This window comes from Mycobacterium sp. NGS45 (assembly GCF_059812645.1).
The window spans coordinates 188,658-201,655 of record NZ_JCALDB010000007.1; the positions used below are offsets into that span (position 1 = coordinate 188,658).

Genomic DNA, 12,998 nt, shown 5'->3' on the forward strand with positions numbered 1-12,998 from the left:
GATTCCGCGCGGCGGCGGGATTCGGCGCGGGCGGCGGGATTCCGCGCGGCGGCGGGATTCCGCGCGGAAAGTACCGACCGAGTTGCCCACCTCTGAGCGACTCCCGGCACCCGGAACCGCACCCCGCGAACTCCGCGCGGAAAGTACCGACCGACCTGCCCACCTCTGAGCGACTCACGGCACCCGGAACCGCACCCCGCGAACTCCACGCCGAAAGTACCGACCGACCTGCCCACCTCTGAGCGACTCAGGGCGCTCGGAGTACCTCGCTCGGAATGAGATTGTCGCTGAAAAGTCGCTCAGAGCTGAGACAGACGGGTATGTGCTCCGGCGCAGTGACGGTTGTTTCTCTTGTGGCGCCTGTGCTCAGGGGTGCGGCGACGGCTGTGATCAGCGGCGCGGCGGGGTCATCACGACGGCACCGCGGCGCGGCGAGGGCGGCACGGCGAGGACCCACCCACTCACGAGTTCACCCGATGAGCACGGCGTAGCGCGGTTTGATGACGTCATCGATGATCGCCAAGCGCTCGTCGAACGGGATGAACGCCGATTTCATCGCGTTGATGGTGAACCGAGCCAGATCCGACCAGCCGTAGCCGAACGCGGCCACCAACCGGGCCATCTCCTGGCTCATCGTGGTGTCGCTCATCAACCGGTTGTCGGTGTTGACCGTGACCCGAAACCGTAACCGCGCCAACAGATCGAACGGGTGCTCGGCAATCGAGGTCACCGCCCCGGTCTGCACGTTCGACGACGGGCACAGCTCCAGCGGGATCCGCTTGTCCCGCACGATGCCGGCCACCCGCCCCAGCGCATGCGAACCATCCGACTGCTCGGTGATGTCGTCGACGATGCGCACCCCGTGCCCCAACCGGTCGGCGCCGCAGAACGCGATGGCCTCGTGGATGGACGGCAAACCGAACGCTTCCCCGGCATGAATGGTGAAGCGCGCGTTGTTGTTCCGCATGTACTCGAACGCATCCAGGTGCCGGGTCGGTGGGTAGCCGGCTTCGGCGCCGGCGATGTCGAAACCCACCACGCCGCGGTCGCGGAACCGGATCGCCAGCTCGGCGATCTCCTGGGACCGGGCAGCATGCCGCATCGCGGTGACCAGACACCGCACCACGATCGGCCGCCCGGACGCCGCGGCCGCGCGCTCGCCCTCGGCGAATCCGGCCAACACCGCGTCCACCACCTGATCCAGGCTCAGCCCCGCATCGATGTGCAACTCGGGCGCGAACCGGATTTCGGCGTACACCACCGAGTCCTCGACCAGATCTTCGACGCATTCCAGCGCCACCCGGTGCAGCGCGTCTGCGGTCTGCATGACGCCCACCGTGTGCGCGAACGGCTCCAAGTAGCGCACCAGCGAGCCGCTGTGCGCGGCGGTGCGAAACCAGGTCGCCAGCTCGTCGACGTCGGTGGCCGGCAGATCGTCGTAACCGATCTGTTCGGCGATCTCGAGCACCGTGGCCGGGCGCAGTCCGCCGTCGAGGTGGTCGTGCAGCAGCGCCTTGGGCGCGTGCCGAATGGATTCGACGGTCAACGCCGAGCCACCCGCGGCTTCGGTGACATCGGCAGCAGCGGTGAGTTCAGTCATGGCCCGATCCGATCGATGATGAGGGGTCGTTGCTGAGGCGGTGCGTCGGTGATCTGCCAGGCACCGTCCAGCTCTTCCAGCGCGCCGGCGAACCGTTCCGGGGTGTCGGTGTACAGCGTGCACAGCGACGCGCCGGCCGCGACCGGCTCGCCGGGCCGGCGGTGCAGCACCAGTCCGGCGCCGGCCTGCACCTGTTGACCTGGGCGTTCCCGGCCGGCCCCGAGCCGCCACACCGCGCGCCCGACGGCCAGCGCGTCGACGTCGGCGACGATCCCGCTGCGCGACGCGCTCAACGTCTCAGAGTGCGAGCCCCGCGGCAGCGGCCGGCTCAGGTCACCGCCCTGCGCGCTGACCAGGGCACGGAAGGCGTCCATCGCGGAGCCGTCGCGCAGCGCGTCGGCCGGGTCGCGGGCGTCACATCCGGCCAGCTCGAGCATTTCGGTGGCCAGCGCCACGGTGAGGGCGACGACGTCGTCGGGGCCGCCGCCGGCCAGCACCTCCAGGGATTCGGCGACCTCGACGGCGTTGCCGACCGCTCGGCCGAGCGGCACCGACATGTCGGTGAGCAGCGCGCGGGTCGGCACACCGTGCGCGGCGCCGAGCTCGACCATGGTGGTGGCCAGTTCGCGGGCCCGCTCGGGTTCGGCCAAGAATGCCCCCGACCCCACCTTGACGTCCAGCACCAGGGCGTCGGCACCCTCGGCGAGCTTCTTGCTCATGATCGACGAGGCGATCAGCGGCAGCGAGGCCACGGTGGCGGTGACGTCGCGCAGCGCGTAGAGCTTGCGGTCGGCCGGGGCCAGCTCGCCGGCGGCGAAGATGGCCGCACCGACCTCGCACAACTGGCGTCGGATCTGGTCGCTGGACAGCTCGGCATCAAAGCCCGGGATGGATTCCAGCTTGTCCAGGGTGCCGCCGGTGTGACCCAGGCCACGCCCCGACGCTTGCGGCACCGCAGCCCCGCAGGCCGCGACCAGTGGCACCAGCGGAATGGTGATCTTGTCCCCGACCCCGCCGGTGGAGTGCTTGTCGACCAGGGCCAGCGGTTTGCCGTCGCGACGCAGGTCGGAGAAGTCCAGCCGCACCCCCGAGTCGATCATCGCGGCGGTCCAGCGGGTGATCTCGGCGCGGTCCATACCGCGCAGGAAGATGGCCATGAGCAGCGCCGATGCCTGTGCGTCGACGACGTCGCCGCGGGTGTAGGCGTCGATCACCCAGTCGATCTGGGCGTCGGTGAGCCGCCCGCCGTCGCGTTTGGTCGCGATCACCGAGGGCGCATCGAAGCTCATCGGCGCGCCAGGTCGTCGGGACCGAATGCGTCCGGTAGCAGTTCGGCCAGCCGTTTCGGACCGTCCGGATGGTCGATCAGCAACTCCGGGCCGCCGTGTTCGTAGAGCACCTGGCGGCAGCGTCCGCACGGCATCAGCAAATCTCCGTCGGCGGCCACGCAGGACAGCGCGACCAGCCGCCCGCCGCCCCCGGAATACAGGGCGCAGACCACAGCGCACTCGGCACAGAGACCCAGGCCATATGAGACATTCTCCACATTGCATCCGACCACCACCCGATGATCGTCGACCAGCGCCGCGGCACCCACCGGGAACTTCGAGTACGGTGAGTACGCATGCTGCAGAGCTTGAACTGCCTTGTTACGCAGCGATTTCCAGTCGATTTCCGATGCCATCAGAACCCTTTCGAACCGCTCGCGGCGGCGCCCGGGACCGCCCAAACGACCCTGACCTGCAACAAAGGCAACCCTAACTTTCGGCGTCTGAGGCTGCTTTCTGACCCGACGGTAATTAGTTCGGTACTGACATTGGGATTAGAGTCCACCCGACGGGTTCCTCGCAGTCCATTCGAGGTTCTGGTCGGTACTTTCGCGCTGGGGTCGCCGAGCGGCCCCGGCGTCCACCAAAGGTGTTGGAGGCGCTGATGACGACAGCGGCACCGGCTCAGCCGGCCGATAAGGCAAAGCCGCGGCGCACCCTGTATCGCGGGGATCCAGGCATGTGGTCCTGGGTCCTGCACCGCATCACAGGTGCGACCATCTTCTTCTTCTTGTTCGTACATGTCCTTGATACCGCTTTGGTCCGGGTCAGCCCGGAGGCCTACGACGCGGTGATCGAGACCTACAAGACCCCGCTCGTCGGTCTGATGGAGGTCGGCCTGGTGGCCGCGGTGCTGTTCCACGCGCTCAACGGCATCCGGGTCATCCTGGTCGACTTCTGGGCCGAGGGTCCGCGGCACCAGAAGAAGATGCTGGTCGGCGTTGCTGCGGTTTGGCTGCTGGTGATGGTCCCCGCCCTGGTGGTCCTGGGCATGCACATGGCGGAGAGGTTCTTGTGAGTACTCCGAGCACACAACGCTTCGGCGGTAAGCCCGCCCCGGTCCTGGAGACCAGCTTCGATCGGCCCGCCGCGCTGGACAACCCGCGTGCGCCGCGCCGCGCATCGGGCATGCCGAACTTCGAGAAGTACACCTGGCTGTTCATGCGGTTCTCCGGCATCGTGCTGGTGTTCCTGGCGCTGGGCCACCTCTTCATCATGCTGATGTGGGAGGACGGCGTGTACCGGATCAACTTCACCTACGTCGCCGAGCGCTGGGCTTCGCCGTTCTGGCAGACCTGGGATCTGCTGCTGCTGTGGCTGGCTCAACTGCACGGCGGTAACGGGATGCGCACCATCATTGGCGACTACACCCGCAAGGATTCGACCAAGTTCTGGCTGAACGCCCTGCTGGCCCTGTCGATGATCTTCACACTGGTGCTGGGCACCTACGTGCTGGTGACGTTCGACGCGAACATTTCGTAGGAAAGACGATTCATGATTCAGGAACATCGGTACGACGTCGTCATCGTCGGCGCCGGCGGTGCCGGCATGCGCGCCGCCGTGGAGGCCGGGCCCCGGGTCCGCACCGCGGTGCTGACCAAGCTCTACCCGACCCGCAGCCATACCGGCGCCGCCCAGGGCGGCATGTGCGCCGCGCTGGCCAATGTCGAGGAAGACAACTGGGAGTGGCACACCTTCGACACCGTCAAGGGTGGTGACTACCTGGCCGATCAGGACGCCGTCGAGATCATGGCCAAGGAGGCCATCGACGCCGTGCTCGATCTGGAGAAGATGGGGATGCCGTTCAACCGCACCCCCGAGGGCCGAATCGACCAGCGCCGCTTCGGTGGACACACCCGCGACCACGGCAAGGCCCCGGTGCGCCGCGCGTGTTACGCCGCCGACCGCACCGGCCACATGATCCTGCAGACGCTGTACCAAAACTGCGTCAAGCACGACGTCGAGTTCTTCAACGAGTTCTACGCGCTGGACCTGGTCCTCACCGAGACGCCGACCGGACCGGTGGCCACCGGCATCGTGGCCTACGAGCTGGCCACCGGTGATATCCACGTGTTCCACGCCAAGGCGATCGTGTTCGCCACCGGCGGTTCGGGCCGGATGTACAAGACCACCTCCAATGCGCACACCCTGACCGGCGACGGGCTGGGCATCGTGTTCCGCAAGGGACTTCCGTTGGAGGACATGGAATTCCACCAGTTCCATCCGACCGGCCTGGCCGGCCTCGGCATCCTGATCTCGGAGGCCGTGCGCGGTGAGGGTGGACGTCTGCTGAACGCCGACGGCGAACGGTTCATGGAGCGCTACGCGCCGACCATCGTCGACCTGGCGCCGCGTGACATCGTGGCCCGCTCCATGGTGCTCGAGGTGCTCGAAGGCCGCGGCGCCGGACCGAACAAGGACTACGTCTACATCGACGTGCGTCACCTCGGCGAGGACGTGCTGGAAGCCAAGCTGCCCGATATCACCGAGTTCGCCCGCACCTACCTGGGTGTGGACCCGGTCAAGGAACTGGTACCGGTGTACCCGACCTGCCACTACGTGATGGGCGGCATCCCGACCACCGTCACCGGACAGGTGTTGCGGGACAACAACAACACCGTGCCCGGGCTGTACGCGGCCGGCGAGTGCGCCTGCGTGTCGGTGCACGGCGCCAACCGGTTGGGCACCAACTCGCTGCTGGACATCAACGTGTTCGGCCGGCGAGCCGGGATCGCGGCGGCCGAATACGCCAGCAACCACGACTTCGTCGACCTGCCCGAGGAGCCGGCGTCGATGGTGGTCGGTTGGGTGTCGAGCATCCTGGGCGACCACGGCCATGAGCGGGTTGCCGACATCCGCACCGCGCTGCAACAGTCGATGGACAACAACGCCGCGGTGTTCCGCACCGAGGAGACGCTCAAGCAGGCGCTCACCGACATTCACGCGCTCAAGGAGCGGTACGCGCGAATCACCGTGCACGACAAGGGCAAGCGGTTCAACAGCGACCTGCTCGAAGCCATCGAGCTGGGCTTCCTGCTGGAGCTGGCCGAGGTCACCGTCGTCGGCGCGTTGAACCGCAAGGAATCTCGCGGCGGCCACGCCCGCGAGGACTACCCGAACCGCGACGACACCAACTACCTGCGCCACACCATGGCCTACAAGGAAGGCAGAGACCTGCTTTCCGACATCCGGTTGGACTACAAACCCGTCGTCCAGACCCGCTATGAGCCGATGGAACGGAAGTACTGACCGATGAGCCGCTCGCGCGAGGAGGAGAAGGCACAGTGAGTGCACCTGTCATCGACAAGCCCGAAGCCGGCGATCCGCCGCTGCCCCCGATCCCCGAGGGCGCGGTGATGGTCACGCTGAAGATCGCCCGGTTCAACCCGGAGAACCCGGATGCCGCTGGGTACCAGAGCTTCCGGGTGCCGTGTCTGCCCACCGACCGGCTGCTGAACCTGCTGATCTACGTGAAGAGCTACCTGGACGGCACGCTGACCTTCCGGCGCTCCTGTGCGCACGGCGTGTGCGGCTCGGATGCCATGCGGATCAACGGGGTCAACCGGTTGGCCTGCAAGGTCCTGATGCGCGACATGCTGCCGAAGAACCCGAAGAAGCAGCTCACCATCACCATCGAACCGATCCGCGGTCTGCCCGTGGAGAAGGACCTGGTGGTGGACATGGAGCCGTTCTTCGACGCCTACCGGGCGGTCAAGCCGTTCCTGATCACCTCGGGTAACCCCCCGACCCGGGAGTACATCCAGAGCCAGACCGACCGGGCCCGCTTCGACGACACCACCAAGTGCATTCTGTGCGCCTGCTGCACCACCAGCTGCCCGGTGTTCTGGAGCGAGGGCTCCTACTTCGGTCCGGCCGCGATCGTCAACGCGCACCGGTTCATCTTCGATTCCCGGGACGAGGCCGCCGCCGAGCGGCTCGACATCCTCAACGAGGTCGACGGCGTGTGGCGGTGCCGCACCACGTTCAACTGCACCGAGGCCTGCCCACGTGGCATCGAGGTGACCAAGGCGATCCAAGAGGTCAAGCGCGCGTTGATGTTCGCTCGCTAGTCCCTTGCGATTTCGGTGCGTTTGGGGGTGTTCAGCGCCCCCTGGCGCACCGAAATCGTTTGGTTGTCACACATTGGGCGGCTGTCTCGTCTGATGGGTATGACCACACCACGTATCGCCCCGCTGTCCCCCACCGACGCCCCACTGCTGACCCGGCTGATGTACCGGTTCGCCAAGCGCCGCTTCGGCGAGGTGCCTGAACCGTTCACTGTTTCCGCGCATCACCGCGGTCTGCTGCTGGCCGGCGCGGTGCACGAAAGCATCCTGGAGAAGGCCTCCACCAAGTTGCCCGCCACCGTCCGGGAACTCGCGGTGTACTGGACCGCCCGCACGGTGGGTTGCTCCTGGTGCGTCGACTTCGGCTCGATGCTGATGCGCCTGGACGGCCTGGATCTGCAGCGGCTGCAGCACATCGACGACTACGCCACCTCGGAACTGTTCAGCGACGACGAGCGCGCCGCGATCGCCTACGCCGACGCGATGACCACCGACCCGCACACCATCACCGATGAGCAGGTCGCCGATCTGCGCGCCCGGTTCGGTGCGGCCGGGGTGATCGAACTGACCTATCAGGTCGGCGTGGAGAACATGCGGGCCCGGATGAACACTGCGCTGGGCATCACCGAGCAGGGTTTCAACTCCGGCGACGCCTGCCGGGTGCCCTGGGCCACCGGCGACGCAGCTCAGCCGTCGGCGTCCTGAGGGGCCGGCACGATTTCGATGTAGGCCATCGGCGTGTTCGTCAGCTGGCTGCCGGCGTCCAGACTGCGCTCGAACAGCTTCATCGGCAGGCTCCAGTTCGCGGCGATGACGGCTTCGGCGTGCGCGTGTTCGGACTCGTCCAGGATGCGCGCCACGCCGGCCACCACCGCGCCGGTGGGCTTGCCGCGCAGGTTGCTCGGCACCACCAACACGTTGGGGTTGTTGCGAATTCGCTTGACCTTGGCGGTCGTCGCGTCAGTGCGGACGTAGACCTTGCCGTCGGCGACGCCGTGGTTGATCGGGCTGGGCACCGCCTCGCCGGAACGTTTGAACGTCACCAGCACGATCTGGCGGTAGTTCTCGAAGCCGGTGAAATCGGTCCCGGTCGGTGCGCCGATCGTGAAGGCCTCCTTGGCCCGCAGCTTGTCCATCCCGCGAAACATCAACCGGCTGGCGGTCTGCGACAGGGTTCGGGGGTCGTTCGGCATCATCGGGTACCTCCATCGAGTGGGGAGCTGGTGAACTTGTCCGGGTTGGCGATGTCCCAGACCGCGCAGACCAAACCGTCGCGCACGGTCACCGCGGTGATCCGGGGCAGCAGCTCCGGGTAGCCGTCGACCGCCGGCGCACCGACGGTGTAGGTGCCGAGTTCGCCGTTGATCATCGCCAGTTGGGTGCCGGCCAGCCAGTTCGGCCCGTACCGGGCGGCCAGGCCGAGCAGGAACCGGGCGACCTTGTCCGGACCGTGGATGACCCGCGCGGCGGTCGGCGCCCGCCGGTTGGCGTCGCCGGTGAACGTGACATCTGGATGCAGCAGGCGGACAACGGCTTCCAGGTCTCCACTGGCCAGGGCAGCCATCAACGCGCCGGCCACCGCGTTGTGGTCGTCGACCGGGACCGGCGGTGGCGCGTCGGCGAGGGCCTTGCGGGCCCGCGACGCCAACTGCCGGGCCGCGGCCGGGTTGACCCCGAGCACGTCGGCGATCTCACCGAACGGGACGCCGAAGCCGTCGTGCAACACGAACGCCACCCGCTGATCCGGGTTCAGCCGTTCCAGCACCACCATGGCCACGAATCGGGCGTCCTCGCCGGCCACCACCGCACCCAGCGGGTCGGGCGCCTCGAAGCCGGTGACCACCGGTTCGGGCAACCATTCGCCGACATAGGATTCGCGCCGGTGTGCGGCCGAGCGCAGCCGATCCAGGCCGAGGCGGCTGACCACCGTGGTCAGCCAGGCACGGAGGTCGTTGATCGGGGTGGTGTTCGCCGCCCAGCGCAGCCAGGCGTCCTGCACGATGTCCTCGGCGTCGGCGTAGGTGCCCGTCAGCCGGTAGGCGACCGCCAACAGATGCGGCCGTAGCTGTTCGAATTCGTCGGTCCGCGTCGCCGTGGTCACTTCGGCCAGCCTACTCCGCGATTTCGGTGCGCCCGGGGGCGCTGATCGCCCGTAAACGCACCGAAATCACAGAACGGTCGTCGACACGTATCACGCGGTGCGAACGGGAACAGGCAACGCATTCTCGCGTAGTGAATGGCACAGGCCACCGAATCCGTGCACAATCGACGCCATGCGCGATTCCGGTCCCGGCCCGGGACACCCGCGAGCGTCGGCGCCGGCCAATCCGTCGGCGCCCGCGGTGCACCTCGATGACCTGTCCAAGGCGATCATCGAGAATCTGCAGACCGACGGCCGGCGTTCGTATGCCGGTATCGGCAAGGCCGTCGGGTTGTCCGAGGCCGCGGTGCGCCAACGCGTGCAACGTCTGGTGGACGCCGGGGTGATGCAGATCGTCGCGGTCACCGATCCACTGCAACTCGGCTTCGCCCGCCAGGCGATGATCGGGATCCGCTGCACCGGAGACACCCGCGAGATCGCAGATAAGCTCGCCGAGTTGCCCGAAGTCGACTACGTGGTGCTGACCGCCGGATCCTATGACGTGATCATCGAAGTGGTCTGCGAGGACGACGACGACTTGTTGACCGTACTCAACTCCAAGATCCGCGCGGTGCCCGGGGTGACCTCCACCGAGACCCTGGTGTATCTGAAACTGGTTAAGCAGCAATATAATTGGGGCACCCGATGACCTCAGCCGAGGAACTGTCAGCCAAGGCCGACCGCTATTTGTGGGGCCACTTTGCCCGGCACGGCGGCGGCGTCACACCGCCGATCATCACCCGTGGTGAAGGTGTCCACATCTGGGATGCCCATGGCCGCAAGTACATCGACGGGTTGTCCGGGTTGTTCGTGGTGCAGGTCGGGCATGGCCGCACCGAATTGGCCGAGGCCGCTGCCCGCCAAGCCGAGACGCTGTCGTTCTTTCCGCTGTGGTCCTATGCGCACCCGCCGGCGATCGAGCTGGCCGAGCGGATCGCCCACTACGCGCCCGGGGACCTCAACCGGGTGTTCTTCACCACCGGCGGCGGTGAGGCCGTCGAGAGCGCGTGGAAGCTGGCCAAGCAGTATTTCAAGCTGACCGGGAAACCCGGTAAGCACAAAGTGATTTCACGGGCCATCGCCTACCACGGAACGCCGCAGGGGGCCTTGGCGATCACCGGTGTGCCGGCATTCAAGGCGCCGTTCGAACCGCTGACGCCCGGCGGGTTCCGGGTGCCGAACACCAACTTCTACCGCGCGCCGGAACCCTATGAGTCCGACCACAAGGCGTTCGGCCGGTACTGCGCGGACCGGATCGCCGAAGCGATCGAGTTCGAAGGTCCCGATACCGTCGCCGCGGTGTTCCTGGAGCCGGTGCAAAACGCCGGCGGCTGTTTCCCGCCGCCGCCCGGATACTTCGAACGGGTCCGCGAAATCTGCGATCGGTACGACGTCTTGCTGGTCTCCGACGAGGTGATCTGCGCGTTCGGCCGGATCGGTTCGATGTTCGCCTGCGACGACTTCGACTACCTGCCCGACATCATCACCTGCGCCAAGGGAATGACGTCGGGCTACTCCCCGATCGGCGCGATGATCGCCAGCGACCGGTTGTTCGAACCGTTCAACGACGGCAAGACGATGTTCCCGCACGGCTACACCTTTGGCGGACATCCGGTGTCGGCGGCGGTGGCGATGGCCAATCTCGACATCTTCGAACGCGAGGGAATCACCGCGCACGTCAAGGAATCGGCGCCGGCGTTCCGCGCGACGCTCGAACAGCTCTATGATCTGCCGATCGTCGGGGACGTGCGCGGCGAGGGCTTCTTCTACGGCATCGAACTGGTGAAGGACAAGGCCACCAAGCAGACCTTCACCGACGAGGAATCCGAGCGGCTGCTGCGCGGCTATCTGACCCCGGCTTTGTGGGAAGCCGGGCTGTACTGTCGCGCCGACGACCGCGGCGACGCCGTCGTGCAACTCGCGCCGCCACTGATCTCCGGGCAGGCCGAGTTCGACGCGATCTATCAGATCCTGCGCGACGTGCTCGGCGAGGCAGGCTCGCGGGTCTGATCGCTACAGCTGGTGTGGCCGACGGTTGACCGCCCGCGCCGCCATGATCAGCGCGAACACGATGATGCTGCCCACCGCGCCAACACCGACGCGCACCGGAGTGGAATCCACCGGGCCCAAATTCGGTGCGGCCGTGGTGATTCGGGCCGGATCCTCGGCGGGCTTCTGAAGCGCCGGATCGGGGTCGACCAGGGTGCCGACCTTGGTACCGGGCGGAGTGGCGAAACCGTAGTCCAGCAGCCGGGCGGCCTGCTCCCAGGGCGCGATCGGGACGCGGGTGCCGCGCAGCAGCACGACCACCAGTCGTCGACCGTCGCGCTCGGCGGCGCCGACGAAGGTCTGCCCGGCGTCGTCGGTGTAACCGGTCTTGCCGCCGAGCGCCCCCGGATAGTTGGCCAGCAGCCGGTTGTCGTTCTCGATCGGGTACGGCGGATTGCCGTCGCGGCCCGGGAAGTCGTAGGTCTGCGTGGAGACGATCTCGGCGAACTTCGGATTCTGCCAGGCATACCGGTAGAACAGCGCCATGTCGTAGGCCGAGGTGCTCATGCCGGGGCCGTCCAGGCCGGACGGTGTCGCCGCCCGGGTGTCACGGCCGCCGAGCCGGCTGGCCAGCGTGTTCAGCTTGCCCATCGCGGTATCCCACCCGCCGAGTTGCATGGCCAGCGCGTGCGCGGCGTCGTTGCCGGAGTACATCAGCAGGCCGTGCAGCAGGTCGTTGACCGAATACATGCCGCCCGGGGCTACGCCTACGCGGGTTCCTTCGGAGTTGGCGTCCTCCTGGGTGCCGGGCACCACCTTGTTGAGGTTGAGTTCGTCGAGCGCGGCGGTGGCCGTGAGCACCTTGATGATCGACGCCGGACGGTGCCGACCATGCGGGTCGCGGGCGGCAATCACGTCGCCGGTGTTCATGTCGGCCACGATCCACGCCTCGGCCGAAACGTCCTCGGGGACCGGCGGAGTTCCTTCGGCCGCGACGATGCCGCAGTTGCCCAGCGCGTCGCCGCCGACCGGCTTGGCCGGAACGGCCAGCGGCGTCGGGGTGGGCTCACCGGGTTTGGGCACCTCGGAGGCGTCGACCGCCGGCGGGGTGTGCACCTTGTAGGGGCAGGGATCAGCGGGGGCTTCGGCCGGCTCGGCCGGTGCCGGGTCCGGGTCGGCGTGGGCTAGCCCCGGGCACAGCGCCATCGGCGCAGCCGTCATGAACAGTGCAGTCAGTACTGCTGCCGCACGCGAAGCCACCGCTCGTGAAGTCCCCATCGGGGTGCAGATTAAGGCTTTCTGCGCCGGGGCAGACGGAGGCGCGCTGTGACTACTGTGATTAATGTTGCAATTGGGGTTTAGCGGGGGTTGAGGTGGGGTAGCCGGGCTTGTTGGCGGCTGCACTCGTCGCGGCAGGGCGTACGTCGTTCCTCACTCGGCACGGCCCGGCATACGTCATTCCTCACTCGACACGACGCGGGTACGCCATTCCTCACTCGACACTGCACACCCGCCGAGTGAGGAAACACGTACACAAATGTCGCCGAGTGAGGAACCACGTACCTGCCCACCGCCGAGTGAGGAACCACGTACACAAAGTGCGAGTAACCCTGTGCGTAGCTCCTCACTCGACACGACGCGGGTACGCCATTCCTCACTCGACGCTGCACGACGTACACCACTCCTCACTCGACACTGCACACCCGCCCAGTGAGGAACCACGCACAAAAATGCCGCCCAGTGAGGAATCACGTACCTGCCCACCGCCGAGTGAGGAACCACGTACACAAAGTGCGAGTAACCCTGTGCGTAGCTCCTCACTCGACACGATGCGGGTACACCATTCCTCACTCGACACGGCCCGACGTACGCCA

12 protein-coding genes and 1 pseudogene are annotated in these 12,998 nt (G+C 67.0%); 7 read left to right on the forward strand and 6 right to left on the reverse strand.

Annotated elements, in window-relative coordinates:
- Positions 1-469: 469 nt before the first annotated feature.
- The 3 genes from AC5Y3P_RS09010 to AC5Y3P_RS09020 are packed head-to-tail and all read right to left on the reverse strand — an operon-like array spanning position 470 to position 3,284.
- Positions 470-1,600, reverse strand: coding sequence for an adenosine deaminase (locus AC5Y3P_RS09010; protein ID WP_500045554.1), 1,131 nt, complete (start codon positions 1,598-1,600; stop codon positions 470-472).
- Positions 1,597-2,889 (reverse strand): thymidine phosphorylase, encoded by a 1,293-nt coding sequence (locus tag AC5Y3P_RS09015; RefSeq protein WP_500045555.1) that lies wholly within the window; start codon positions 2,887-2,889, stop codon positions 1,597-1,599. The genes AC5Y3P_RS09010 and AC5Y3P_RS09015 overlap by 4 nt, the downstream gene beginning before the upstream one ends.
- Positions 2,886-3,284, reverse strand: a complete 399-nt coding sequence (locus AC5Y3P_RS09020; RefSeq protein WP_500045556.1) for a cytidine deaminase — start codon at positions 3,282-3,284, stop codon at positions 2,886-2,888. Before AC5Y3P_RS09020 ends, AC5Y3P_RS09015 begins: the two co-directional genes overlap by 4 nt.
- Positions 3,285-3,532: 248 nt before the next feature.
- Between AC5Y3P_RS09020 and sdhC the strand changes: the two genes are divergently transcribed.
- The 5 genes and pseudogenes from sdhC to AC5Y3P_RS09045 all read left to right on the forward strand — a co-directional run.
- Complete coding sequence (gene sdhC / locus AC5Y3P_RS09025; protein ID WP_500045557.1) at positions 3,533-3,946, forward strand: succinate dehydrogenase, cytochrome b556 subunit; 414 nt, start codon at positions 3,533-3,535, stop codon at positions 3,944-3,946.
- A complete protein-coding gene (locus AC5Y3P_RS09030) occupies positions 3,943-4,410 on the forward strand; it encodes a succinate dehydrogenase hydrophobic membrane anchor subunit (protein WP_500045558.1) in 468 nt (155 codons plus the stop codon). The genes sdhC and AC5Y3P_RS09030 overlap by 4 nt, the downstream gene beginning before the upstream one ends.
- Before the next feature lie 12 nt (positions 4,411-4,422).
- Positions 4,423-6,177: a succinate dehydrogenase flavoprotein subunit gene (gene sdhA, locus AC5Y3P_RS09035; RefSeq protein ID WP_500045559.1), complete on the forward strand. Its 1,755-nt coding sequence runs from the start codon at positions 4,423-4,425 to the stop codon at positions 6,175-6,177.
- Positions 6,178-6,284: 107 nt separating this feature from the next.
- The gene (locus AC5Y3P_RS09040; protein ID WP_500045575.1) at positions 6,285-6,998 is read left to right on the forward strand and encodes a succinate dehydrogenase iron-sulfur subunit; all 714 of its coding nucleotides are present in this window, start codon (positions 6,285-6,287) and stop codon (positions 6,996-6,998) included.
- A gap of 66 nt (positions 6,999-7,064) precedes the next feature.
- A pseudogene (locus AC5Y3P_RS09045) lies at positions 7,065-7,700 on the forward strand (carboxymuconolactone decarboxylase family protein); the annotation flags it as partial.
- Here the strand turns inward: AC5Y3P_RS09045 and AC5Y3P_RS09050 are convergent.
- Together AC5Y3P_RS09050 and AC5Y3P_RS09055 are read right to left on the reverse strand one after the other, a co-directional pair.
- Positions 7,682-8,188 carry a PPOX class F420-dependent oxidoreductase gene (locus AC5Y3P_RS09050; protein ID WP_500045576.1) on the reverse strand — a complete coding sequence of 169 codons (507 nt, stop codon included), beginning with the start codon at positions 8,186-8,188 and terminating at the stop codon, positions 7,682-7,684. The pseudogene AC5Y3P_RS09045 and the gene AC5Y3P_RS09050 sit on opposite strands and share 19 nt — an antisense overlap.
- Positions 8,188-9,096 carry a sigma-70 family RNA polymerase sigma factor gene (locus AC5Y3P_RS09055; protein ID WP_500045560.1) on the reverse strand — a complete coding sequence of 303 codons (909 nt, stop codon included), beginning with the start codon at positions 9,094-9,096 and terminating at the stop codon, positions 8,188-8,190. Before AC5Y3P_RS09055 ends, AC5Y3P_RS09050 begins: the two co-directional genes overlap by 1 nt.
- 172 nt (positions 9,097-9,268) lie before the next feature.
- Between AC5Y3P_RS09055 and AC5Y3P_RS09060 the strand changes: the two genes are divergently transcribed.
- Together AC5Y3P_RS09060 and AC5Y3P_RS09065 are read left to right on the forward strand one after the other, a co-directional pair.
- Complete coding sequence (locus AC5Y3P_RS09060) at positions 9,269-9,784, forward strand: Lrp/AsnC family transcriptional regulator (RefSeq protein WP_500045561.1); 516 nt, start codon at positions 9,269-9,271, stop codon at positions 9,782-9,784.
- Positions 9,781-11,145, forward strand: coding sequence for an aspartate aminotransferase family protein (locus tag AC5Y3P_RS09065; protein WP_500045562.1), 1,365 nt, complete (start codon positions 9,781-9,783; stop codon positions 11,143-11,145). The genes AC5Y3P_RS09060 and AC5Y3P_RS09065 overlap by 4 nt, the downstream gene beginning before the upstream one ends.
- A gap of 3 nt (positions 11,146-11,148) precedes the next feature.
- On the opposite strand, the gene AC5Y3P_RS09070 is transcribed toward AC5Y3P_RS09065, so the two are convergent.
- Positions 11,149-12,402 carry a D-alanyl-D-alanine carboxypeptidase family protein gene (locus AC5Y3P_RS09070; RefSeq protein WP_500045563.1) on the reverse strand — a complete coding sequence of 418 codons (1,254 nt, stop codon included), beginning with the start codon at positions 12,400-12,402 and terminating at the stop codon, positions 11,149-11,151.
- Positions 12,403-12,998: the final 596 nt, after the last annotated feature.